Below are 23,295 nucleotides of genomic sequence, written 5' to 3'. Positions count from 1 at the left end.
GCCCGCAGCGGCGGATCACATCGGCGCCGCCTTGCTGGCCAAAGTTATCGCGGCCCAGGGTGCGGCTTTGGCTGTCTTGGCCGTCGTAAGCGGTCACGCTCATGCCGGGGAAGACAAAGCGTTGCGCCTGGCGCAGCTCGGCGCCTGCGCTGTTGAGGTAGATCTGCTCGACATGGGTCAGCCCCAGTGAGGCGACCCAACTCACCAGTCGCTCGTCCTTGGGCACGGCGGCCGACTCGGCGCCCAGCAGTGCATAGCAGTCGCTCAGGGACGGGAACGCCTGATCGAGATCGGGCGAGCAGTAATCAGACTTGGCGTTGGACACCGGCTCGTGGCTCAGGTCGAGCAGTGCGTGGTCGGCGATCAGCCGGGCCTGGGCTTCGGCACGTTCCAGCGCGGCTTGCAGCCCTACCTGGGATAAATCGTTGGTGGCCGCGTAGGCTTCCACGCCCTTGAGCCGGACGGTCAGCATCGCCCCTTGATCGTGGTTGAAATAAGGCGGTTCTGCGACGTTTTTGCGTACCGACAGGTATTGCCCGGATTCACGTACATAACGCAGCGAAAAGAACTCGGCTCGGGTACGCAGGGCGGCGAAGCGCTGCTTGAGCTGAGGGTGAAAATCGAACATGCACGGACCTCCGAAAGCGGGAAATCGGGTGTACAGCGGGGAGTGAGACGCGAAACGAGGCCCTAGAGTAGGCCTGCGTAGAGGTGGGGGCAAGCGGGGGAGAATGAAACGTCATGGATCTGTAGGAGCGAGCTTGTCTCGCGATCTTTTAAACGATCAAAAGATCGCGAGGCAAGCTCGCTCCTACAGTTATTGCGGTGTTACTGCGCGGTACGGCTCACTTCACGCAGGGGCTTGCCACGCACCGGGGCATCGCCTGCGACGTAGTAGTCGGCGGTGCTGCGCGGCAATGGCTGGCGGCCACGGATCTTGTCGGCGATTTTCTCGGCGATCATGATCGTCGGCGCGTTCAGGTTACCGGTGGTGATCAACGGCATGATCGAAGCATCGACCACACGCAGGCCTTGCAGGCCATGCACGCGACCTTCGCCGTCAACCACGGCCATCTCGTCGGTGCCCATTTTGCACGAGCAGGACGGGTGGAAGGCCGTTTCGGCGTGTTCACGGATAAACGTGTCCAGCTCTTCGTCGGTCTGCTTGTCGATGCCCGGGCTGATTTCGCGGCCACGGTAAGCGTCCAGTGCCGGCTGCTGCATGATTTCACGGGTCAGGCGGATGCCGTCGCGGAACTCTTGCCAGTCTTGCTCGGTGGACATGTAGTTGAACAGGATGCTCGGGTATTCACGCGGGTCGCGGGACTTCACGTTGACCCGGCCACGGCTCGGCGAACGCATGGAGCCCATGTGTGCCTGGAAGCCGTGTTCTTTCACACCGTTGCTGCCGTTGTAGTTAATCGCTACCGGCAAGAAGTGGTACTGAATGTTCGGCCAGTCAAAATGCTCGCGGGTGCGGATAAAACCACCGGCTTCGAACTGGTTGCTGGCGCCAATGCCTTTGCCTGCGAACAGCCACTCGGCGCCAATGGCCGGCTGGTTCCACCACAGCAGCGACGGGTACAGCGACACCGGCTGAGTGCACGCATATTGCAGGTACAGCTCAAGGTGGTCTTGCAGGTTCTGGCCAACGCCCGGCAGGTCATGCACCACCGGGATGTCGAGGCTGTTGAGCAGTTCGGCCGGGCCTACACCCGAGCGTTGCAGCACAGTCGGCGAACCGATGGCGCCGCTGCACAGCAGGACTTCTTTGCGCGCCTTGGCTTCAATGCGCACGTGGTTGTCGCCGGTCATGTAATGCACGCCGACCGCACGCTTGCCTTCAAAGATAATCTTGTCGGTCAGGGCGTGGGTGACGATGGTCAGCGTCGGGCGCTGCTTGGCGATGTCCAGGTAACCGCGAGCGGTGCTGGCGCGACGGCCGTTTGGCGTCACGGTACGGTCCATCGGGCCGAAGCCTTCTTGCTGGTAGCCGTTCAAGTCTTCGGTGCGCGGGTAACCGGCTTGCACGCCTGCTTCAACCATGGCGTGGAACAGCACGTTGTTACCGGCTTTAGGCGTGGTCACGCTGACCGGGCCATCGCCACCGTGGTAATCGTTGGGGCCGATGTCGCGGGTTTCTGCCTTGCGGAAATACGGCAGGCAGTCCAGGTACGACCAGTCTTCCAGGCCAGGGTTTTTTGCCCAGCCGTCGTAGTCCATCGCGTTACCACGGATGTAGCACATGCCGTTGATCAGCGACGAACCGCCCAGGCCCTTGCCACGGCCACATTCCATGCGGCGGCCGTCCATGTGTGGTTCCGGGTCGGTTTCAAATGCCCAGTTGTAGCGACGGCCTTGCAGCGGGAACGCCAGCGCGGCAGGCATTTGGGTACGGAAGTCGAAACGGTAGTCCGGGCCGCCTGCTTCAAGCAGCAGCACGGTGACGCCTTGGTCTTCAGTCAGACGGGTCGCCAGGGTGTTACCGGCAGAGCCGGCACCAATGATGATGTAGTCGAATTCTTGGGACATAAAATGCACCCTCTTTGAAGTTGTGGCACAAACCGTGGGAGCGGGCTTGCTCGCGATTCATGCGACGCGGTCTGTCAGGCAGACCGCAGCGATTCCATCGCGGGCAAGCCCGCTCCCACAGGGCTTAGAACACCGAAACGTAGTCGCCCAGCTCTACCTGTACCGATTTGATCTGGGTGTACTGAGCCAGCGAGCTGATGCCGTTTTCACGGCCAATGCCCGATTGCTTGTAACCGCCCACCGGCATTTTTGCGTCGGACTCGCCCCACGCGTTGATCCAGCAAATGCCCGCTTCCAGCTGATGAATCACGCGGTGCGCGCGGTTCAGGTCTTTGGTGACGATACCGGCGGCCAGGCCGAACTCGGTGTCGTTGGCGCGGCGGATCACTTCTTCTTCGGTGTCGTACGTCAGGATGCTCATCACCGGGCCAAAGATTTCTTCTTTGACGATGGTCATCTCGTCGGTGCAGTCAGTGAACACGGTCGGGGCCACGAAGGCGCCTTTGCCCAGTGCGCCTTCGGTCAGACGTTCGCCGCCGCACAGCAAGCGGGCACCTTCTTCTTTACCCTTGGCAATGTAGCCCAGCACGCTTTCCATGTGAGCAAAGCTGACCAGCGGGCCGAAGTTGGTGTTTTCGTCTTCCGGGTTGCCGATGCGGATGCGCGCAACGCGCTCCAGAATCTTGGCTTCGAAAGCGGCTTTGAGTGCGGTTGGCACGAACACGCGGGTGCCGTTGGTGCACACCTGGCCCGAGCTGTAGAAGTTGGCCATCATCGCGGTGTCAGCCGCGCGGTCCAGGTCAGCGTCGTCAAAAATGATCAGTGGCGACTTGCCACCCAGTTCCATGGTCACTTCCTTCAAGGAAGAGCTGGTGGCGCTGGAGGTGACTTTTTTGCCGGTGTCGGTGCCGCCGGTGAACGAGATTTTCTCGATGCGCGGGTGCTCGGTCAGCCAGGTGCCGACTTCACGGCCGCTGCCGGTCAGAACGTTGAACACGCCGTCTGGCAGGCCCGCTTCGGTGAAGATCTCAGCCAGCTTCAGGGTGGTCAGCGAGGTGACTTCGCTTGGCTTGAAGATCATCGCGTTACCGGCCGCCAGGGCGGGTGCGGATTTCCACAGGGCGATCTGGATCGGGTAGTTCCAGGCGCCAATACCGGCCACAACGCCCAGCGGCTCGCGGCGGGTGTAAACGAAAGAGGTGGTGCGCAGCGGGATCTGCTCGCCTTCGATGGCGGGCGCCAGGCCTGCGTAGTATTCCAGCACGTCGGCGCCGGTGACGATGTCAACGTAACGGGTTTCGGAGTACGACTTGCCGGTGTCCAGGGTTTCCAGAGCCGCCAGTTCATCGTTGCGCTCGCGCAGGATCTCAACGGCGCGACGCAGAATGCGCGAACGCTCCATGGAGGTCATGGCGGCCCAGATTTTCTGGCCTTTTTCAGCGCTGACAACAGCGCGCTCGACGTCTTCCTTGGTCGCACGTTGCACTTGTGCGAGGACTTCGCCGTTAGCCGGGTTGATGGCATCGAAAGTAGCGTCGCTACCGGCGTCGGTGTAGCCGCCGTCGATGTAGAGTTTTTGCAATTCGAAACGGGCCATAAAATCCTCGCAAGTGCAGACAAGTGGTGGGCGTTAATCGTCAATCGGGTGCCATCTAACTGTGGCACCGCAGATTCACGACAGTTCAGGGGTTAAGCGTTAATTGAGGCCTAACTCACCTGTTTCGCCAGTTGTAGATCCATGTATTCGTAGCAGATGCGTTGTGCCTGTTCGGTGTCGAAAGCGTCACCCGACAGAGCACCCCGCAACCATAGACCATCGATGAGCGCTGCCAGGCCCCGTGCGGCGTTGCGGGCTTGAGCCTGCGGCAACACGCGACGAAATTGGCAGCACAGATTGGAGTACAAGCGGTGATCGTTGATCCGCTGCAATCTGTGCAACGACGGTTGGTGCATGCTGGCTGCCCAAAAGGCCAACCAGGTTTTCATCGCCGGGCCACTGACCTGGCTCGCGTCAAAGTTGCCTTCAACGATCACCTTCAAGTGCGCCCTTGGGCTGTCATCGTCGAGTGCTTGGCGGCGCTCGGCGACGTTATCGATCAAAACGTTCATCAGATACCGCATGGTGGCGGCGATCAGACCGTTCTTGTCCTTGAAGTAGTGACTGATGATGCCGTTTGAAACGCCCGCCAAACGGGCGATTAGCGCAATGCTGGCATCTGCCATCCCGACCTGATCGACCGCCGTCAACGTGGCTTCGATCAACTGCTGGCGGCGTATGGGTTGCATACCGACCTTGGGCATTGTGTGCATCTCCTTGGGGCCGGCGCGCAGCGCATGACAATCACTGAACGACGGCCAGTCTATTTTGTTTTGATTGAACGTTCAATCAACAAAGAATAAGATCTGCGACAATTCGTCGCGTGCTGTGGTGCTTTTCCTACAACAAGTGCCGAAAACGACACGGTAAATACCGCCGGATCCCCTGCGTTTGTAGGAGCGAGCTTGCCTCGCGATCTTTTCAACGGATCAAAAGATCGCGAGCAAGCTCGCTCCTACAGAAGCAGGCCCTGCTCAGGGACAGGCAGGGTCCGGTTTTTTTAGCGGTGTCTTTATATCACTCGACCGTTGGTCGCTATGTAACCGATTGGTCGAGTGGTGCGTTGCCTTTAGTCCTTGTGTCGCACTTGCCTGGAGCACCCGTGCAATGAGTTCTGCCTCTCTTATAAAGACCCCGCCACAAAAGGTGACGGTCAATGGTTGGGTGTTTTACACCTCCACCGCCTTGATACTGTTGTTGACTGCCATCTTGATCGCCTTCCCTGAAGAAGCCGGGCACATTCTGGGCGTTGCCCAAGAGTGGCTGTCGCGCAGCTTCGGCTGGTACTACATGGTGGTGATTGCCGCCTATCTGATTTTTGTCGTGGGCCTGGCGTTCTCGTCCTACGGCAAACTGAAACTGGGCACCAAGCAAGACAAGCCCGACTTCAGTTACGGCGCGTGGGCCGGGATGCTGTTCTCGTCGGGTATCGGCATTTCCTTGCTGTACTTCGGCGCGTCCGAGCCGCTGGACCACTTCTTCAACCCGCCAGAAGGCGTGTCGGCCAGCCATGAAGCGGCGCGTCAGGCGCTGCAACTGACCTTCCTGCATTGGGGCCTGCACGGCTGGGCGATTTACGCACTGGTGGGGTTGGCCGTGGCGTACTTTGCTTATCGCCACAACCAGCCGCTGGCGCTGCGTTCGGCGCTGTACCCGCTGATGGGCGAGCGTTGGGTTAAAGGCGCGGCGGGCCACGCGGTCGACGGCTTCGGCATGTTCGTGACCCTGCTCGGTCTGGTGACCAACCTGGGCATTGGCTCGATGCAAGTGTCGTCGGGGCTGGAAAACCTGTTCGGCATGGCGCACAGCAACACCAACCTGCTGATCGTGATCATCGTGATGAGCACCGTGGCCACCATCGCGGCGGTCTCGGGTGTTGAAAACGGCATTCGTCGGCTGTCCAACCTGAACATCATCCTGTTCAGCGGCCTGCTGATTTTCGTGCTGCTGTTTGGCCCTACCTTGCACCTGCTCAACGGTTTCGTGCAGAACGTGGGTGATTACCTCAACGGCATCATCATGAAAACCTTCGACCTGTACGTGTACGAAGGCGACAGCAAGAAAACCGAAGGCTGGCTGGGCCTGTGGACCCTGTTCTACTGGGCGTGGTGGATTTCCTGGGCGCCATTTGTGGGCATGTTCATCGCGCGTATTTCCCGTGGTCGCACGGTGCGTGAACTGGTAGCCGGCGTGCTGTTGATTCCGCTGGGCTTCACCTTGGCGTGGCTGTCGATTTTCGGTAACTCGGCACTGGACCTGGTGGTGAACCAGGGCGCGGTGGAGCTGGGCAAAACAGCCCTTGAACAACCGTCGATGGCGATTTACCAACTGCTTGAGCATTACCCCGCGTCGAAAATCGTGATTGGTGTGTCGATTTTTGTTGGCTTCGTGTTGTTCCTGACCCCGGCGGATTCGGGCGCGGTGATGATGGCCAACCTGTCGTGCAAAGGCGGCGACGTAGACGAAGACGCGCCGCACTGGCTGCGCATTTTCTGGTCGGTGGTGATCACCCTGGTGACCATTGGCTTGTTGTTTGCCGGTAACTTTGCGGCCATGCAAACCATGGTGGTGCTGGCGGGCCTGCCGTTCTCGGTGGTGCTGGTGCTGTTTATGTTTGGCCTGCACAAAGCCATGCGCCAGGACACCCTGGTGGAACAAGAGCAAGCGGAACTGGCGGCCCGTGGTCGTCGTGGTTTCAGCGAGCGTTTGACCACCCAGGACCTGCAACCGACCCAAGCGGTGGTGCAGCGCTTTATGGACAGGCACGTGACCCCGGCACTGGAAGAAGCGGCGGCGCAATTGCGTGCTCAAGGTCTGCAAGTGCAAACCCTGTTGGGCGCCGCCAAACGCTGCATGGGCGTGCGGGTAGACATGGAAGAAGGCAACCCGTTTGTCTACGAAGTGAGCCTGGACGGCTACCTGGCCGCGCCGAGCGACTCCGGGCAAGACGAAGTGCGCAGCCGTTACTACCGGGCCGAAGTGTACCTGCACAACGGCAACCAGGAGTACGACTTGATGGGCTTCACTGACGAGCAAATCTGCCGCGACGTGCTCGACCAGTTTGAAAGCCATCGCCAGCTCCTTGGGCGCGTTTACAGCTAAGAGCCCATCACTCCTGTAGGAGCGAGCTTGTCTCGCGATCTTTTAAAAGATCAAAAGATCGCGAGGCAAGCTCGCTCCTACAAGGGGTTAATAATTAACCCAGATTCTTACCCAGCAAGGCGTGGTACAACTCGGTATCACCCAGTATCCCCACCACTTTCTGATTGTCGTGCAGCACCAGTTTGTTACCGGTCTGGTAGCGAATTTGCAGCGCATCGCGCATGCCGATATTAGAGTCCACCAGCGTCGGCCTGCGGCCCAGGCTGTCGACCGATTGCCCGCTTTTCCATTGCTGTAAATCCACCACGCCCGCGCCATTGCGCACGCCTTTGATGGTGTTGCCTTCGTGCAGGTCGATCCACGAATCATCCCCCGGATCAATGCACACCGAGCCGTTGATGCGTTTGCAGTTGTCCAGCGTGCGCATCAGGCTGCGCCCGCACAACACGTTCAGCGGGTTGGTGTGCGCGACAAACGTGCGCACGTAATCATCGGCCGGGTTGAGCACGATTTCTTCCGGCTTGCTGTACTGGATGATCTTGCCGTCTTTCATGATCGCGATGCGGCTGCCCAGTTTGAGCGCCTCATCCAGATCGTGGCTCACAAACACGATGGTCTTGCTGAGCTTGCGTTGCAGTTCCAGCAACTCGTCTTGCAGGCCCTGACGAATCAGCGGGTCAAGTGCCGAGAACGGTTCGTCCATCAGCAGAATATCGGCGTCCATCGCCAGCGCCCGCGCCAGGCCAACACGCTGCTGCATGCCGCCGCTCAATTCGTCGGGCTTTTTATTGCGCCATTGGCTCAGGCCCACCAGCTCCAGCTTTTCATCCACCAGCGCCTTGCGTTCTTTTTCAGGGCGGCCCTGCATTTCCAGGCCAAAGCTGATGTTCTCGCGCACCGTCAGCCAGGGCATCAGGGCGAACTTTTGAAAGACCATAGCAATGCGCTTGGTGCGCATCATTTTCAGCTCGGCGGGGGTACACGAGGCGATGTCGATTTGCTTGCCTTCGTGCTCCACAAACAACTGGCCACGGCTCACCGTGTTGAGGCCGTTGATACAGCGCAGCAAGCTGGATTTGCCCGAGCCGGACAAGCCCATGAGCACGCAGATCTCGCCTTTGTCGATGTCCAGGCTGGCCTTTTCAACGCCGACAATCTGCCCGGTTTTTTTCAGGATCTGATCCCGCGAAAGGCCCTCATCCAGCAGCCTCAGCGCCTCACGCGGTTTTTTGGCGAAGATCACGTCAACCTTGTCGAAGCGAATAATACTCATGCGTCAGCTCCTTTTTTGGCGTCCGGCTGTTTGCAGATCCGGTCGAGCATGATCGCCAGCAACACAATCGCCAGCCCGGCTTCAAAGCCCAGCGCGATGTCAGCCGTGTTCAGGGCGTTGACCACCGGTTTACCCAGGCCATCAGCGCCCACCAGCGCGGCGATCACCACCATCGACAGCGACAGCATGATGCACTGGGTCACCCCGGCCGCGATGCTCGGCATGGCGTGGGGCAGTTCGATACGGGTGAGCAACTGGCGGCGCGAGCAGCCAAACGCTTTGCCGGCATCCAGCAGTTCATGGGGCACGTCACGAATACCCAGGTAGGTGAGGCGGATTGGTGCGGCAATCGCAAACACCACGGTCGAAATCAGCCCCGGCACCACCCCCAGACCAAACAGGGTCAGGGTAGGGATGAGGTACACAAACGTCGGCACGGTTTGCATCAAGTCCAGCACCGGTCGCATGCACGTATACACCGCCGGTTTATGCGCGGCGACGATGCCCAGCGGCACGCCGATGATCACGCAGACAAAGGTGGCAAACACCACCTGCGCGAGGGTTTCCATGGTCTCTTGCCAATACCCCAGGTTGAGGATCAGCAAAAACGACAACGCAACAAAGACCGTAAGCCCCCACTTGCGTTGAATCAGGTGGGCAAACAACGCGATCAACCCGATAAACGCCAGCGGGTTGAACCAGGTCAGCGCAAACGTCACGCCATGGATCATGGCTTCGAGTGTGGTCGCAATGGCATCGAAGATATTGGCGCCATGTTTGGTCAGCCAGTCGACGAAGTCGGCGATGTACTCGCCCAACGGGATTTTGTGATCTATCAGCATGGTATGAACGTCCGCATGCAAGTGGAGTGAAAACGGAGCCAGCGCGGCAAGCCGCCTGGCGTCCGCGATTACTTCGCGAGGCTGGCCTTGACCGCCTCAAGCCCCGGCTTGCCATCAACCGTGGTCACGCCCGCGAGCCAGGTGTCGAGCACCTGCGGGTTCTGTTTAAGCCAGGCTTTGGCAGCCACATCCGGCTTGATCTTGTCGTCCAGCACCTTGCCCATCAGCGTGCTTTCCATGTCGAGGGTGAACACCAGGTTTTTCAGCAACTGGCCAACGTTGCTGCATTCCTGTGTGTAGCCTTTGCGGGTGTTGGTGTAGATGGTGGCCTGGCCGTAGTTGGGGCCAAAAAAATCATCGCCACCGGTGAGGTACTTCATCTTGAAGCGGGTGTTCATGGGGTGCGGTTCCCAGCCCAAAAACACCACGTCGGTGCCGCGCCGCTGAGCGCGTTCGACTTGCGACAACATCCCGGCTTCGCTCGACTCAACCACCTTGAAGCCTGCGTCCTTGAGGCCAAATGCGTTCTTGTCGATCATGCTTTGAATCGTGCGATTGCCGTCGTTGCACGGTTCGATCCCGTAGATCTTGCCGTCCAGTTCTTTCTTGAATTTAGGCAGGTCAGCGAAGTCTTTAAGGCCCTTGTCATACAGCGCCTGCGGTACGGCGAGGGTGTACTTGGCGTTTTCCAGATTGGCGCGCACCGTTTCAACGGTGCCCGCATCGCGGTAGGCCTTGATGTCGTTTTCCATGGTGGGCATCCAGTTACCCAAAAAGACGTCCATGTTTTTGCCATCGGCCAGGGACTTGTACGTCACCGGCACCGAAATCATGGTGGTTTTGGTTTTGTAGCCCAGTGCATCCAGTACTGCGCTGGTGACCGCCGTGGTGACCGTGATGTCGGTCCAGCCCACGTCCGAAAAATTAACCGTGCTGCACTGCGCAGGCTCGGCGGCCTGGGCGATGGCGGGCAGACTCAGTACGGCAGCCAACAGCAAAGGGTAGGAATGTTTCATGCAACGACTCCTGTGTGTCTGGGTGGCAGTTTTCGATCGAAAAGCCGCCCCCTCGGGTGATGCCGGTTGGCATCTGGCAATCGAGTCGAGACTGATCATGTAACAGCCAAAATCAAACGCCTACCGCCCGCGTCGCATCCAGTACAGGCAGGGTCGTATCTGATACCTGCGAGGTCGCATTTGGACGTTTCCTCCTCAAAAACCGCACTTTTCCCGCGTCTGATCCGCATAAAACGGCGACGGCGCTGGCAGACAATAGCGAGTCGTTGCTGGACGTTTTCAGGGGCTGAAAACCGACCATGATGCGAGCACTCATTACGAGGCTCGTCCCCATGGCTATCAGCGTGTTTGACCTGTTCAAGATCGGCATTGGCCCCTCCAGCTCCCACACCGTGGGGCCCATGCGGGCTGCTGCGCTGTTTGTGCAGGGGTTGCGCGAACGCGACCAACTGCAACAGGTGCGACGCATTGAGGTGCAGCTCTACGGTTCTCTGTCGGCCACCGGCATCGGGCATGGTAGCGACAACGCCGTGATCATGGGCCTGATGGGCGAGTGGCCAGACGCCATTGACCCGGCGCAGATCGCCCCGCGCATCGCTGAGCTGCACGACAGCCAGACCTTGCTGCTCGATGGTTATCTACCCATTCCGTTTGTGTGGGCCAGCGACATGCGCCTGCTCGACGAAAACCTGCCGTTTCACCCCAACGCCATGACCCTGATCGCCGAAACCGCAAACGGCGAACTGCACCGCGACACCTATTACTCGGTGGGCGGCGGCTTTGTGGTGGATGCGGCGCAAGCGGCCAGCGGCGTGATGGACATGGACCGCACCGAGTTGCCCTATGACTTTGGCAGCGCCGTGGAGCTGCTTGATTTGTGCCGCGAACATCACCTGAGCGTGGCCGCCTTGATGATGGCCAACGAACGCACCTGGCGCAGCGAAGATGAAATTCGCTGCGGCCTGATCAAGCTTTGGCGCGCCATGCAGGACTGCGTCGAGCATGGCTTGAAACACGAAGGCATCCTGCCCGGCGGTTTGAACGTACGTCGCCGCGCCGCCCGCTTGCACCGCAGCTTGCAGGAACTGGGCAAGCCCAACGTGATCGGCTCAACCTTGAGCGCCATGGAATGGGTCAACTTGTTCGCCCTGGCGGTCAACGAAGAAAACGCCGCAGGCGGGCGCATGGTCACGGCGCCCACCAACGGCGCGGCGGGCATCATCCCGGCGGTGCTGCACTACTTTATGAAGTTCAGCGACGAGGTTAGCGAAGCCAACGTCGTCGACTACTTATTAAGCGCGGCGGCGATTGGCATTTTGTGCAAAAAGAACGCCTCGATTTCGGGCGCCGAAGTGGGCTGTCAGGGCGAGGTCGGTTCGGCCTGCGCCATGGCCGCGGCCGGGCTGGCGCAAATCCTCGGGGCCAGCCCCGAGCAACTGTGCAACGCCGCTGAAATTGGTTTGGAACACAACTTGGGCCTCACCTGCGACCCGGTGGGCGGGCTGGTGCAAGTGCCGTGCATCGAGCGCAACGCCATTGCGGCGGTCAAAGCCATCAACGCCGCGCAAATGGCCCTGCGCGGGGACGGTCAGCACTTTATTTCACTGGACCGGGTGATCCGCACCATGCGCGACACCGGCGCCGACATGCACGACAAATACAAAGAAACCTCACGCGGCGGCCTGGCCGTGAGTGCCGTGGAGTGTTGAGTGTGCCTTGCGATATTTTCAAATTGACGCGCCTGCTTGCACTCAGGCGCGTGCCGTTTAGTGCGTGACCAGACGGTCCAGCGATGTATCGACAAAGGTCTTGGCCAGCTCCGCCAAGTGCCCGATGGACAGCACCACATCGCGCTGATTGCCGCTCAAACCATTCCCCGCCTCACTCGCCGAAGCAACCATGCAGCGCAACAAGTCTGACGCCTGGACCAAAGCCGCTTCTAAATTGACGCTGCCGGGTATGGCATACATGGCCTGATCCATGTGCCGTGGAGGCTTATGGCTGTGCAGGTAGTAATCAAGAGCGCGATCGGCCGCCGCACGGTCCAGTAACTGTGACGTGCGCTCAACGGCATCGGGGGATGTGACAGGTGGATCGGGTGTCAGTTTTTTCATGGTTACAACTCCGAACTTAATTAAAGGAGCTGTACCTGTCGCTACTAAACGAAGGTGGCAGCCGCACGCAGGTTAGTAGACCGGTAAGTTCGGGACCCGGCGCGCCCGAAGGCGCCCTGCGCACGACCACCATAAAACGCAGGCCGTAAAAAAGCGCCTCGCGGAGGTGGCGCCTTGCGCCGAACTAAACTGGGCTACTAAACCCGACCGCTGTTTTTTGCAGCGATGGCCGAGACTATGCCCCGAATGGAGTGGGCGCAAGCGAACGGGATTTTCTCGGAAGTGTCCTTGGATTGAAAGCGAAACGTCGTACGAAACGGCTGATTTTCACGGTTCCAACACGCGTGGTTGAGCCTGTAGGAGCGAGCTTGCCTCGCGATCTTTTAACGATCAAAAGATCGCGAGGCAAGCTCGCTCCTACAAGGGCTGTACCTAGCAGATCTGCCAGTAGGCAGCCGCGCTGCGCCGGTGCAAGCTGAGGGCTCGTACTTGTACACGGCGAGCGTACACACATGCCCACAGTCCTCTATGCCTACGACCCACTGGACCGCTTGATCCAGACGGCGGGTATTCGGCGCTTTTACAACCGCTCGCGCATGACCACCGAAATCCAGGGCACAGCGCAGCGCAGTGTGTTTCAGGTGGGCGATCACGTGTTGGCCGAGGGCGGGGCGGGTGGCAGCAACCTGCTGGCCACCGACCTGCAACGCTCGGTGTTGCACACGGTTAACCCCGATAAAACCCAACCCATTGCTTACAGCGTGTATGGCCATCGCCCGGCTGAAAGCGGCCTGGCCAGTGTGCTGGGCTTTAATGGCGAACGGGCTGACCCGGTGACGGGGCATTATTTGTTGGGCAATGGCTATCGGGCGTTTAACCCGGTGTTGATGCGTTTTAACAGCCCGGACAGTTGGAGCCCGTTTGGGAAAGGCGGGTTTAATAGTTATGCGTATGTGTTAGGCGATCCAATAAATAATGGAGATAAAACAGGGCATGTTATTAAAGCTTTTGTCACAGCATTAAAATCGTTTGATGACAGTATATTAGGGGGGGTTATAAGCGCTAGAGGGCGTGTGCAGGCGATCAGCTCTCCTGTGCTCGACACTTCAGAAAAGGTGATAAAAAAATCGCTTAAAGCCCCCGGCTACGCTCAGCGCGTGGACACGACGACGCCTTTTTTAAATCATCTCCCTCCAGAGCTTATATTCAAAGTTACATCGTATCTTCCTTCCTCGGATATGGTGAGCCTTGCGAGCACTTCATCCCATATGAACCATTTAATTCAAGGCGTTTCGGATGCGCGTTATGCGGCTCTCAAACAAGTAGTGGAACCTGGTCTGGATGCATCAACGGTCGCCCTACCCATTTCGGTAAGGTCTGGTCAAGTGGATGGAGTTCTTCCTTCTTCGGCACCTGCCTCTGGAATATCATCGTTTGGAGAAACAGTAATGGCTCGACTCAATGCTGTTAGGCAGGAATCCGGAAAAGTTAAATTTGTAAGCTCACTGTAGTCAGTGTGAATGGCGCGGATTCAGATTTTTACAGGTGTCGACGTGTGTCTTGGTCAGTTCTAATGCGCGAGAGTGGTTGAATTTAAAGTTGCTTAAATATTTACCAGTAGGTGGTCTTAGGTATTGAGTCAACTACCTTATACGGCGAGCGCACATCCATGCCCACAGTCATCTATGCCTACGACCCACTGGATCGTTTGATCCAGACGGCGGGCATTCGGCGCTTTTACAACGGCTCGCGCATGACCACCGAAATTGAGGGCACAGTGCAGCGCAGTGTGTTTCAGGTGGGCGATCACGTGTTGGCCGAGGGCGGGGCGGGTGGCAGCAACCTGCTGGCCACCGACCTGCAACGCTCGGTGTTGCACACGGTTAACCCCGATAAAACCCAACCCATGGCTTACAGCGTGTATGGCCATCGCCCGGCTGAAAGCGGCGTGGCCAGTGTGCTGGGCTTTAATGGCGAACGGGCTGACCCGGTGACGGGGCATTATTTGTTGGGCAATGGCTATCGGGCGTTTAACCCGGTGTTGATGCGTTTTAACAGCCCGGACAGTTTTAGCCCGTTTGGGCGGGGCGGGATTAATAGTTATGGGTATGCGGGGGGCGATCCGGTTAATCGGATTGATCCCAGCGGGCATTTTTGGCGTGCGTTGAAAAATTGGTTGTTTAAGTCAGGTAGTAAAAGATTTCTCGCAGTACAGGCGGCTCCCGTAATTGCCAGACGTAACTCAATCGACCTGGAGAGCCAGTTAATGATGGATTTTAAAGTGTTAATGCCGAATATTTATGTGGGCCGAACAGTAGCCAGTGATCATAAATTCTCGAGGCTTGAGGTAGTGGGGCATGGTGGTTTTTATGAACACGGTGGTAAACAGGTAGGCGTTATTGCTTCTAGTGGCCAAGCGTTTACAGCAGAAGAGCTGGGTAAAGCGCTAGTGTCAAATGGGCTTATGAAGAAGGCCAAAGAGGTCAATTTAATAATGTGTCATTCTGCAGATGTGGCCAGCTATACGGGAAAATCTTTTGCTCAAGAACTCTCTGATTATTTGAATGTACCCGTAACGGGTTACAAGGGGGAGGTACAGCGCAGGCCTTCAAGTTACCTGTTGGATGTTGTTGATAGTACCGCAGCCGATCCAATGGCTCGCTATGTACGCGTGAGTTCAATGGTTTCAGATAGAGCAGCTCTTATCAGGCAAGGGTTATCCAGTGATTACTATAGGCCAGTAACTTTTACACCCGGATAAGCCCGATTTCAATGCAATACGCAGTGCTTTTAACGCGCCTGCTTGCACTCAGGCGCGTGCCGCTTAGTGCGTGACCAGACGGTCCAGCGAGGTATCGACAAAGGTCTTGGCCAGCTCCGCCAAGTGCCCTATGGATAGCACCACATCGCGCTGATTGCCGCTCAAACCATTCCCCGCCTCACTCGCCGAAGCAACCATACAGCGCAACAAGTCTGACGCCTGGGCCAAAGCCGCTTCTAAATTGACGCTGCCGGGTATGGCATACATGGCCTGATCCATGTGCCGTGGAGGCTTATGGTTGTGCAGGTAGTAATCAAGAGCGCGATCGGCCGCCGCACGGTCCAGTAACTGTGACGTGCGCTCAACGGCATCGGGGGATGTGACAGGTGGATCGGGTGTCAGTTTTTTCATGGTTACAGCTCCAACCTCGTTAAGGGAACTGACACCTGTCGCGACTAAACGAATGGGTGGCAGCCGTACGCAGGTTAGTCGACCGGTGAGCTTGGAAACCGGCGCACCCTAAGGTGCCCTGCGCACGGCCACCATAAAGTTGCGGCCGTAAAAAAGCGCCTCACTCAGGTGGCGCCTTGCGCCTTGCTCACAGACTGGGCGACTAAACCCGACCGCTGTTTTTTGCAGCGATGGCCGAGACTATGCCCCGAATGGAGTGGACGCAAGCGAACGGGATTTTCTCGGAAGTGTCCTTGGATTGAAAGCGAAACGTCGTACGAAACGGCTGATTTTCACGGTTCCAACACGCGTGGTTGAGCCTGTAGGAGCGAGCTTGCCTCGCGATCTTTTAACGATCAAAAGATCGCGAGGCAAGCTCGCTCCTACAAGGGCTGTACCTAGCAGATCTGCCAGTAGGCAGCCGTGCAGCGCCGGTGCAAGCTGAGCGCAAGTCCCTGTACACGGCGAGCGTACACACATGCCCACAGTCCTCTATGCCTACGACCCACTGGACCGCTTGATCCAGACGGCGGGCATTCGGCGCTTTTACAACAGCTCGCGCATGACCACCGAAATCCAGGGCGCGGTGCAGCGCAGTGTGTTTCAGGTGGGCGATCACGTGTTGGCCGAGGGCGGGGCGGGTGGCAGCAACCTGCTGGCCACCGACTTGCAACGCTCGGTATTGCACACGGTTAACCCCGATAAAACCCAATCCATGGCTTACAACGTGTATGGCCATCGCCCGGCTGAAAGCGGCGTGGCCAGTGTGCTGGGCTTTAATGGCGAACGGGCTGACCCGGTGACGGGGCATTATTTGTTGGGCAATGGCTATCGGGCGTTTAACCCGGTGTTGATGCGTTTTAACAGCCCGGACAGTTGGAGCCCGTTTGGGAATGGTGGAATTAATTGTTATGGGTATTGTGGTGGGGATTCGATAAATAGACGTGATGACAGTGGGCATGCTGTTTTTTTCTTGAGCGGTAAGGGGGCAGCAAGCAGTGCGGGCTTTTTCTCATGGTTGCTATCTAAGCGCAGCTCAAAGTCCTCGGCTAAATATGCAGCTCGTTTTGGGGCAGCAGTGAATAAAGAGACTGTAGAGTTCTTTCGAATTTCAGAGTTGGAGCCTGGTATTTTTGCTGCTTATGACCGCAGGGCCACGGGTGAGCTGAGATTGACGTTGCATGGCCACGGTAATGTTGGATATATCGTCAATGATGCAGGGCAAGGGCTAACCGCTTCTTATTTGGCTCGGCTTGTTAAGAAAAAGGGATATAACGAACATACGACATCCAGAATTTGGTCATGTTATTCGGGCGCGGGGGATGCCGGATCTTTAGCTCAGGCTTATGCGGATATTACTCAGCAGAGTGTTAAAGGCATGGAAGTGAAGTTGGCGGCAACATTTGGACCTAAACAAATAATGGAGGCTTTCCATAGCAAAGAGATAATTTTGAATATTCGTGACAGAGTCAGAGTAGAAAAAAAATATACTGCTCTGAAAAGTGCAGAACAGTTTGAAAGTAACGAGAGTGCATTTCCAGGGTATCGGAGCCGAGTGTTTACTCCCTCGGTAAGATGAAGACTTGATTTTACTGTCGGGTGGGCGACGTCTAGCGCTTTCTGTTTAGCGCGCTTTTTAAGCGCACCGCGCCCCCTTTCAGCGCACATCCCCACCTGCACCTTTGGTGACACGGTGCGTTCCTACGTGTTTCCCACAAGTGCTACCGATTTGCTCAACACGGCTCTGCGCCCTGCGCTACGTCTGTTTAGACGGTGTTTAGAGCCGTGTTCGGCACCTCCCTCCTAGACGCATTGCGACGTCGTTTTCAGATTTTATTGAATACCTATTCAAGTTTAGGCGCGGCATTTGCATTGTCATGGCAAAGCCCCCGTAAACGGTGGGTCATAACAAGAGCCTGCGCCTGGGGCCATCACCCGCTTTGTGTGAGGAGATACCGCATGACGTCGTTCAACTCCGGGGCCCAACCCCAGAACCGTACGCCTCAATCCATCGGCTTTCTGCTGCTGGACAATTTCACACTTATTTCTTTGGCGTCTGCGATTGAGCCCCTGCGCATGGCCAATCAGTTGTCGGGCCGCGAGTTGTATCGCTGGAGCACCTTAAGCGCTGACGGTAGCCAGGTGTGGGCCAGCGATGGTTTGCAAATTACCCCCGACGCCAGCATGCACAAGGCGCCGGCGCTGGACATGGTGATTGTGTGCGGCGGTATCGGCATTCAACGCACTGTGACCCGCGAACACGTGTCATGGCTGCAAAGCCAGGCGCGCCAATCGCGCCGTTTGGGTGCGGTGTGCACCGGCAGTTGGGCGCTGGCGTATGCCGGGCTGCTGGACGGTTTTGATTGCAGCGTGCATTGGGAATGTCTGGCCTCGATGCAGGAAGCCTTCCCGCGGGTGTCCATGAGCACCCGTTTGTTTACCCTGGATCGCAGCCGCTCTACCAGCTCGGGTGGCACGGCGCCGATGGACATGATGCTGCATTTAATCAGCCGTGATCATGGCCGCGAATTGTCGGCCGCCATTTCGGAAATGTTTGTGTACGAGCGCATTCGTAACGAACAGGACCACCAGCGCGTGCCGCTCAAGCACATGCTGGGCACCAACCAGCCGAAGTTGCAGGAAATCGTTGCGCTGATGGAAGCCAACCTTGAGGAGCCCATCGACCTCGATGAGCTGGCGGTGTACGTGACCGTGTCGCGTCGCCAGCTGGAGCGGCTGTTCCAGAAGTACTTGCACTGCTCGCCGTCGCGCTACTACCTCAAGCTGCGCCTGGTGCGTGCGCGCCAGTTGCTCAAACAAACGCCGATGTCGATTATCGAAGTGGCGGCGGTGTGCGGGTTTGTCTCGACGCCGCATTTCTCCAAGTGTTACCGCGAGTACTTTGGCATCCCGCCGCGTGATGAGCGCGTGGGCTCCAATACTGCGCAGCAAACCACCTTGGTGCCGATCCCGCAGTCCCTGCTGCTGAGCCCGCTGGCCGGGCCGATGGCGTCGCTGCATCAGGCGCGGCACGAGTCGACGTTTGCCAGTGTGAGGGTGTAGTCAAAGCCTCTGTAGGAGCGAGCTTGCCTCGCGATCTTTTAACGGTTCAAAAGATCGCGAGGCAAGCTCGCTCCTACAGGGGGTTACGCTCACCCCCGGCTTTGCTTGTATTGCACCAGCCCCGGCAGCAATTGCTGGTCGATGGCCTGGCGCACGGCGGGCAAGATGGTTGCGCTGCCGGTGTAGAGCTTTTCTACCAGGCCCTTAAGTTCGCGCGCGTTGGTCTCGTTCAGGCCGCACACCACCGCCGAGCAGGCTTGCTCGGCGTTACCCGACACGTCAAAGCCCAGCGAGCGCAGTTGGCCCAGCAGGTCCTGCTCATCAATCAAGTCTGCGTGCATCATGCTTTTTATCCTTTCACAGAGAGGCGATCGAAGCTTGATTCTGGTAGGGCTTCAACGAACGGGCAAGCGAGGTTTGGCGCGATGTCTGGTATGCCTAAGAACAGGTCGTTTTTGGCTAAGTGTCAAGGCGCGGGGCCGGGCAGACTGGGCTCAGTAACACTGCCTGAGGTTTGGTCACCGTCACGGCACTTACACCCTTGGCCCCGGCACTGTAACGGCAGTTTCGGGGCTTTTTTGTGCCGGGCGTTCAGCCCTTGAGCAGTGCTGCGCAGGCGGTTTTGTAGGCGTCGTGCTGGTATTTGTTAAGCGAGGCTGGCAGCTCATACGCGTGCTTTTTAAAATGCGCGTTAAGGGTTTGCGGCGACAGTAACTGCACCTCGCAACCCTCCAGCAATTGCAGGATGCCTTCGATTTTGAAGGTGGTGGGGCCACCGGCAAACTCGCCTTTTTTGCTGCGCTTTTTGATCGCGATGCGGGTGATGGCGTTGGCCTTCACACAGTCGGCCAGTTGGGCGGCGAAGGCTTTGACGCTGGCGGCGTTTTCATCGTCGTCCAGGGCAATTTTTTTGGTGCTGATGGCCACGTGCTCAAGGCCGCCAGCGCCCTGGGTGGCCAGGGCAAAAATGGCTTCACTGCCTTTGATTTCAATCCCGCAAATAGTCATACGCGCCTCATGGGTCATTCCTGACCAATCGATTCCAGAAACTCCGAGCGGTCATCGCTGACTGCCGCAATGCAGTCGTTTTGGGCAATGTTGAACGCCTCGGTGCCGGCTTTGGCCGGGAACACCACAATCGCGCAATCGGCATCGCGCTGGTGCACCCACAGGGTCTGCGCGGTTTTGATTTTGCTGGTGATGTTGTTGAGCTGCGTCGCATTGGCGCCGTACAGCGCGTTGATGCGCGCTTGCAGGGCCTCAAAGTTTTCAGCCAACAACTGTTCGGCGGTATTGCGGCTAAACACCGAGCACGCCAGCGTTTGCTGGTCGTTTTCGACGGCATCACACGGGTTGTGGTCGGCATCATCGGCTGCAGCTGCGCCACTGGTGATCAACGCCAAGGCCAGGAGAATCGATTTCATTGCGGCTTCCTAATCCATAGTTGAGGCGGATTCTGGCTTAAGCGCCGCGCAAAAGACAGTCACCGGCGCATCGGCTGGCGTTGTGGTCGCTAGCGCTTTGTCGCGCATTGACGCTTTCGGCAATCGCGTTGTCGCTTTTGCACCCGGCTGTTTTTACCCCCAAGCCTATGCTGGCCCCAAAGCGCCGGCAGACGATTCGGCGCAGCAAACGCCTATAAGGGGACGCCTGATGAGCCCAGCCGAGTTGCACGCAGACAGCATCGTTATCGACGGGCTGATCATTGCCAAATGGAACCGCGAGTTGTTTGAAGACATGCGCAAAGGCGGGCTCACGGCCGCCAACTGCACGGTGTCGGTGTGGGAGGGCTTTCAGGCCACGATCAATAACATTGTTGCCAGCCAAACCCTTATTCGCGAAAACAGCGACCTGGTGATCCCGGTCAAAACCACGGCCGACATCCGCCGCGCCAAGTCCATGGGCAAAACCGGGATCATTTTCGGCTTCCAGAATGCCCATGCGTTTGAAGACCAACTGGGCTACATCGAGATCTTCAAACAGCTCGGCGTGGGCGTGGTGCAGATGTGCTACAACACGCAAAACCTGGTGGGCACCGGCTGCTATGAACGCGATGGCGGGCTGTCGGGTTTCGGCCGCGAAGTGGTCGCTGAAATGAACCGCGTGGGCATCATGTGCGACCTGTCGCACGTGGGCTCCAAAACCAGCGAAGAGGTCATCCTCGAATCGAAAAAACCGGTCTGCTACTCGCACTGTTTGCCGTCCGGGCTCAAAGAACACCCGCGCAATAAATCCGACGCTGAACTCAAGTTTATTGCCGACCACGGCGGCTTTGTCGGCGTGACCATGTTCGCGCCGTTTTTGGCCAAGGGCATTGAGTCGACCGTCGACGACTACGCCGAAGCCATCGAATACACCATGAACATCGTGGGCGAAGACGCCATCGGCATCGGCACCGACTTCACCCAGGGCCACGGCCAGGATTTCTTCGAAATGCTGACCCACGACAAAGGCTATGCGCGGCGTCTGACCAGCTTCGGCAAGATCATCAACCCGCTGGGTATCCGCACCGTGGGCGAGTTCCCCAACCTCACCGAAACCCTGCTCAAGCGCGGCCACAGCGAACGCGTGGTGCGCAAGATCATGGGTGAAAACTGGGTCAACGTCCTCAAAGACGTCTGGGGCGAGTGACGCATCTCATCCTGTAGTCGCTGCCGCAGGCTGCGATGGGTTGCGCAGCGACCCTAAGATTTTGAAGGTCCTTCGGCCCTTATCGCAGCCTTCGGCAGCGACTACAGGGATCCAGGCTAATGCATCGAATTTTGGAGTTTTATTCCATGGCTAAAATCGCCCCGCAATTACCCATCGAAGTCGACAGCGAGACCGGCGTCTGGACCTCTGACGCGCTGCCGATGCTCTACGTGCCACGGCACTTTTTCGTCAACAACCACATGGGCATCGAAGAGGTGCTGGGCGCTGACGCCTACGCCGAGATCCTCTACAAGGCGGGCTACAAATCGGCCTGGCACTGGTGTGAAAAAGAAGCCGAATGCCATGGCCTGGAAGGCGTGGCGGTGTTCGAGCATTACATGAAGCGCCTGTCGCAACGCGGCTGGGGTCTGTTCACGATTGAGGACATCGACCTGGACAAAGGCACCGCCACCATCAAGCTCGAACACTCCTGTTTCGTGTACGTGTACGGCAAAGTCGGGCGCAAGGTCGACTACATGTTCACCGGCTGGTTTGCCGGGGCCATGGACCAGATTCTGCAAGCGCGCGGCAGCCAGATTCGCACCGTGGCCGAACAGGTCTACAGCGGATCTGAAGAAGGCCACGACCACGGTCTGTTTATCGTCAAGCCGCTGTAAGTCGAGGATCGGGATATGGCGTTCGAAGCAATGTTTGAGCCGATTCAAATCGGCAAACTGACCATTCGCAACCGCGTGCTGAGCACCGCACACGCCGAGGTGTATGCCACGGACGGCGGCATGACCACGGCGCGCTACGTGCAGTACTACGAAGAAAAAGCCAAGGGCGGCATCGGCCTGGCGATTTGTGGCGGCTCGTCCGTGGTGGCCATCGACAGCCCGCAGGAGTGGTGGAGTTCGGTCAACCTGAGCACCGACCGCATCATCCCGCATTTCCAAAACCTGGCCGACGCCATGCACAAGCACGGCGCCAAAATCATGATCCAGATTACCCACATGGGCCGTCGCTCGCGCTGGGACGGCTTTAACTGGCCCACCTTGATGTCGCCGTCCGGCGTGCGTGAGCCGGTGCACCGTGCCACCTGCAAAACCATCGAGCCGGAAGAGATCTGGCGCATCATCGGCAACTACGCCAGCGCGGCGGGTCGGGCCAAAAAAGGCGGGCTCGATGGCGTGGAACTGTCGGCGGTGCACCAGCACATGATCGATCAGTTCTGGAGCCCACGGGTGAACAAGCGCACCGATGAATGGGGCGGCAGTTTTGAAAACCGCATGCGCTTCGGGCTGGAAGTGCTCAAGGCCGTGCGTGCCGAAGTGGGTCCGGATTTCTGCGTGGGCATCCGCCTGTGCGGCGACGAGTTCCACCCCGATGGCTTGAGCCACGAGGACATGAAACAAATCGCCAAGTACTACGACGACACCGGCATGCTCGACTTTATCGGCGTGGTCGGCTCGGGCTGTGACACCCACAACACCCTGGCCAACGTGATCCCTAACATGAGCTTCCCGCCGGAGCCGTTTTTGCACTTGGCGGCGGGCATCAAGGAAGTGGTCAAGGCGCCGGTGCTGCATGCGCAAAACATCAAAGACCCCAACCAGGCCACACGGATTCTGGAGGGGGGCTACGTCGACATGGTGGGCATGACCCGTGCCCACATTGCCGACCCGCACCTGATCGCCAAAATCAAAATGGGCCAGGTCGACCAGATCAAACAATGCGTGGGCGCCAACTATTGCATCGACCGCCAGTACCAAGGGCTGGACGTGCTGTGCATTCAGAACGCTGCCACCTCCCGTGAATACATGGGCGTACCGCACATCATCCAGAAAACCACCGGGCCCAAGCGCAAAGTGGTGGTGGTCGGCGCAGGTCCGGCCGGGATGGAAGCCGCCCGCG

20 protein-coding genes and 1 pseudogene are annotated in these 23,295 nt (G+C 58.1%); 9 read left to right on the top strand and 12 right to left on the bottom strand.

Annotated elements, in window-relative coordinates; genetic code table 11:
• The 4 genes from GHO41_RS22615 to betI form a co-directional block, all read right to left on the bottom strand.
• Window positions 1-628 (bottom strand): PmbA/TldA family metallopeptidase (locus GHO41_RS22615; protein ID WP_371929000.1); only part of this gene is annotated, 628 nt, incomplete at its 3' end.
• A gap of 200 nt (window positions 629-828) precedes the next feature.
• A complete protein-coding gene (gene betA, locus GHO41_RS22610) occupies window positions 829-2,532 on the bottom strand; it encodes a choline dehydrogenase (RefSeq protein ID WP_048373952.1) in 1,704 nt (567 codons plus the stop codon).
• Window positions 2,533-2,656: 124 nt separating this feature from the next.
• Window positions 2,657-4,129, bottom strand: coding sequence for a betaine-aldehyde dehydrogenase (gene betB, locus GHO41_RS22605; RefSeq protein WP_123750845.1), 1,473 nt, complete (start codon window positions 4,127-4,129; stop codon window positions 2,657-2,659).
• Window positions 4,130-4,239: 110 nt separating this feature from the next.
• A complete protein-coding gene (gene betI / locus GHO41_RS22600; protein WP_048373954.1) occupies window positions 4,240-4,833 on the bottom strand; it encodes a transcriptional regulator BetI in 594 nt (197 codons plus the stop codon).
• Window positions 4,834-5,293: 460 nt separating this feature from the next.
• Here betI and GHO41_RS22595 point away from each other — a divergent pair, with 460 nt between their 5' ends.
• Window positions 5,294-7,231: a BCCT family transporter gene (locus GHO41_RS22595; protein WP_273221995.1), complete on the top strand. Its 1,938-nt coding sequence runs from the start codon at window positions 5,294-5,296 to the stop codon at window positions 7,229-7,231.
• 94 nt (window positions 7,232-7,325) lie between these two features.
• Here GHO41_RS22595 and choV read toward each other — a convergent pair whose 3' ends face one another.
• From choV to GHO41_RS22580, 3 genes are all read right to left on the bottom strand, one after another.
• Window positions 7,326-8,504 carry a choline ABC transporter ATP-binding protein gene (choV, locus tag GHO41_RS22590; RefSeq protein ID WP_048373959.1) on the bottom strand — a complete coding sequence of 393 codons (1,179 nt, stop codon included), beginning with the start codon at window positions 8,502-8,504 and terminating at the stop codon, window positions 7,326-7,328.
• Window positions 8,501-9,346, bottom strand: a complete 846-nt coding sequence (gene choW, locus GHO41_RS22585) for a choline ABC transporter permease subunit (RefSeq protein ID WP_048373962.1) — start codon at window positions 9,344-9,346, stop codon at window positions 8,501-8,503. The genes choV and choW overlap by 4 nt, the downstream gene beginning before the upstream one ends.
• 68 nt (window positions 9,347-9,414) lie before the next feature.
• Window positions 9,415-10,362: a choline ABC transporter substrate-binding protein gene (locus GHO41_RS22580; protein WP_153434711.1), complete on the bottom strand. Its 948-nt coding sequence runs from the start codon at window positions 10,360-10,362 to the stop codon at window positions 9,415-9,417.
• A 332-nt stretch (window positions 10,363-10,694) separates the two neighbouring features.
• Between GHO41_RS22580 and GHO41_RS22575 the strand changes: the two genes are divergently transcribed.
• The gene (locus GHO41_RS22575) at window positions 10,695-12,071 is read left to right on the top strand and encodes an L-serine ammonia-lyase (protein ID WP_048373966.1); all 1,377 of its coding nucleotides are present in this window, start codon (window positions 10,695-10,697) and stop codon (window positions 12,069-12,071) included.
• Window positions 12,072-12,128: 57 nt separating this feature from the next.
• Here the strand turns inward: GHO41_RS22575 and GHO41_RS22570 are convergent, their stop codons facing one another.
• Entirely contained in the window at window positions 12,129-12,476 is a 348-nt protein-coding gene (locus GHO41_RS22570) for a DUF6124 family protein (protein ID WP_048373968.1), read from the bottom strand.
• A 512-nt stretch (window positions 12,477-12,988) separates the two neighbouring features.
• Here GHO41_RS22570 and GHO41_RS22565 point away from each other — a divergent pair.
• Window positions 12,989-13,987 carry an RHS repeat-associated core domain-containing protein gene (locus GHO41_RS22565; protein WP_153434710.1) on the top strand — a complete coding sequence of 333 codons (999 nt, stop codon included), beginning with the start codon at window positions 12,989-12,991 and terminating at the stop codon, window positions 13,985-13,987.
• Window positions 13,988-14,145: 158 nt separating this feature from the next.
• The gene (locus tag GHO41_RS22560; protein WP_153391268.1) at window positions 14,146-15,237 is read left to right on the top strand and encodes an RHS repeat-associated core domain-containing protein; all 1,092 of its coding nucleotides are present in this window, start codon (window positions 14,146-14,148) and stop codon (window positions 15,235-15,237) included.
• 63 nt (window positions 15,238-15,300) lie between these two features.
• On the opposite strand, the gene GHO41_RS22555 is transcribed toward GHO41_RS22560, so the two are convergent.
• Window positions 15,301-15,648, bottom strand: coding sequence for a DUF6124 family protein (locus tag GHO41_RS22555; RefSeq protein ID WP_048384996.1), 348 nt, complete (start codon window positions 15,646-15,648; stop codon window positions 15,301-15,303).
• A gap of 517 nt (window positions 15,649-16,165) precedes the next feature.
• On the opposite strand from GHO41_RS22555, the gene GHO41_RS22550 reads away from it, so the two are divergent.
• Entirely contained in the window at window positions 16,166-17,266 is a 1,101-nt protein-coding gene (locus GHO41_RS22550; RefSeq protein WP_053225284.1) for an RHS repeat-associated core domain-containing protein, read from the top strand.
• A 380-nt stretch (window positions 17,267-17,646) separates the two neighbouring features.
• A complete protein-coding gene (locus GHO41_RS22545) occupies window positions 17,647-18,750 on the top strand; it encodes a GlxA family transcriptional regulator (protein ID WP_048372364.1) in 1,104 nt (367 codons plus the stop codon).
• 89 nt (window positions 18,751-18,839) lie between these two features.
• On the opposite strand, the gene GHO41_RS22540 is transcribed toward GHO41_RS22545, so the two are convergent.
• The 3 genes from GHO41_RS22540 to GHO41_RS22530 form a co-directional block, all read right to left on the bottom strand.
• A complete protein-coding gene (locus tag GHO41_RS22540) occupies window positions 18,840-19,094 on the bottom strand; it encodes a hypothetical protein (RefSeq protein ID WP_048372362.1) in 255 nt (84 codons plus the stop codon).
• Window positions 19,095-19,341: 247 nt separating this feature from the next.
• Entirely contained in the window at window positions 19,342-19,758 is a 417-nt protein-coding gene (locus GHO41_RS22535; protein ID WP_153434709.1) for a DUF3010 family protein, read from the bottom strand.
• 14 nt (window positions 19,759-19,772) lie between these two features.
• Window positions 19,773-20,174, bottom strand: coding sequence for a lysozyme inhibitor LprI family protein (locus GHO41_RS22530; RefSeq protein WP_048372358.1), 402 nt, complete (start codon window positions 20,172-20,174; stop codon window positions 19,773-19,775).
• 229 nt (window positions 20,175-20,403) lie between these two features.
• On the opposite strand from GHO41_RS22530, the gene GHO41_RS22525 reads away from it, so the two are divergent.
• From GHO41_RS22525 to dgcA, 3 genes and pseudogenes are all read left to right on the top strand, one after another.
• Window positions 20,404-21,381 carry a dipeptidase gene (locus GHO41_RS22525; RefSeq protein WP_153434708.1) on the top strand — a complete coding sequence of 326 codons (978 nt, stop codon included), beginning with the start codon at window positions 20,404-20,406 and terminating at the stop codon, window positions 21,379-21,381.
• Window positions 21,382-21,527: 146 nt separating this feature from the next.
• Entirely contained in the window at window positions 21,528-22,058 is a 531-nt protein-coding gene (locus GHO41_RS22520; RefSeq protein ID WP_048372356.1) for a 4-vinyl reductase, read from the top strand.
• 15 nt (window positions 22,059-22,073) lie between these two features.
• Window positions 22,074-23,295, top strand: a pseudogene (gene dgcA, locus GHO41_RS22515) (dimethylglycine demethylation protein DgcA); the annotation flags it as partial.

It is taken from the genome of Pseudomonas sp. FSL R10-0399 (assembly GCF_009600165.1).
GTDB classification, from domain to species: domain Bacteria; phylum Pseudomonadota; class Gammaproteobacteria; order Pseudomonadales; family Pseudomonadaceae; genus Aquipseudomonas; species Aquipseudomonas helleri.
This window is presented reverse-complemented; position numbering and strand designations above follow the sequence as displayed.

Excerpts from the sequence above, each read along its gene's own strand:
- GHO41_RS22530 (WP_048372358.1), bottom strand. The coding sequence starts at position 20,174 with ATGAAATCGATTCTCCTGGCCTTGGCGTTGATCACCAGTGGCGCAGCT.
- GHO41_RS22580 (WP_153434711.1), bottom strand. The coding sequence starts at position 10,362 with ATGAAACATTCCTACCCTTTGCTGTTGGCTGCCGTACTGAGTCTGCCC.
- GHO41_RS22570 (WP_048373968.1), bottom strand. The coding sequence starts at position 12,476 with ATGAAAAAACTGACACCCGATCCACCTGTCACATCCCCCGATGCCGTT.
- GHO41_RS22555 (WP_048384996.1), bottom strand. The coding sequence starts at position 15,648 with ATGAAAAAACTGACACCCGATCCACCTGTCACATCCCCCGATGCCGTT.
- GHO41_RS22545 (WP_048372364.1), top strand. The coding sequence starts at position 17,647 with ATGACGTCGTTCAACTCCGGGGCCCAACCCCAGAACCGTACGCCTCAA.
- GHO41_RS22525 (WP_153434708.1), top strand. The coding sequence starts at position 20,404 with ATGAGCCCAGCCGAGTTGCACGCAGACAGCATCGTTATCGACGGGCTG.
- betB (WP_123750845.1), bottom strand. The coding sequence starts at position 4,129 with ATGGCCCGTTTCGAATTGCAAAAACTCTACATCGACGGCGGCTACACC.
- GHO41_RS22565 (WP_153434710.1), top strand. The coding sequence starts at position 12,989 with ATGCCCACAGTCCTCTATGCCTACGACCCACTGGACCGCTTGATCCAG.
- GHO41_RS22540 (WP_048372362.1), bottom strand. The coding sequence starts at position 19,094 with ATGATGCACGCAGACTTGATTGATGAGCAGGACCTGCTGGGCCAACTG.
- GHO41_RS22575 (WP_048373966.1), top strand. The coding sequence starts at position 10,695 with ATGGCTATCAGCGTGTTTGACCTGTTCAAGATCGGCATTGGCCCCTCC.
- GHO41_RS22535 (WP_153434709.1), bottom strand. The coding sequence starts at position 19,758 with ATGACTATTTGCGGGATTGAAATCAAAGGCAGTGAAGCCATTTTTGCC.
- GHO41_RS22520 (WP_048372356.1), top strand. The coding sequence starts at position 21,528 with ATGGCTAAAATCGCCCCGCAATTACCCATCGAAGTCGACAGCGAGACC.
- choV (WP_048373959.1), bottom strand. The coding sequence starts at position 8,504 with ATGAGTATTATTCGCTTCGACAAGGTTGACGTGATCTTCGCCAAAAAA.
- betI (WP_048373954.1), bottom strand. The coding sequence starts at position 4,833 with ATGCCCAAGGTCGGTATGCAACCCATACGCCGCCAGCAGTTGATCGAA.
- betA (WP_048373952.1), bottom strand. The coding sequence starts at position 2,532 with ATGTCCCAAGAATTCGACTACATCATCATTGGTGCCGGCTCTGCCGGT.
- choW (WP_048373962.1), bottom strand. The coding sequence starts at position 9,346 with ATGCTGATAGATCACAAAATCCCGTTGGGCGAGTACATCGCCGACTTC.
- GHO41_RS22550 (WP_053225284.1), top strand. The coding sequence starts at position 16,166 with ATGCCCACAGTCCTCTATGCCTACGACCCACTGGACCGCTTGATCCAG.
- GHO41_RS22560 (WP_153391268.1), top strand. The coding sequence starts at position 14,146 with ATGCCCACAGTCATCTATGCCTACGACCCACTGGATCGTTTGATCCAG.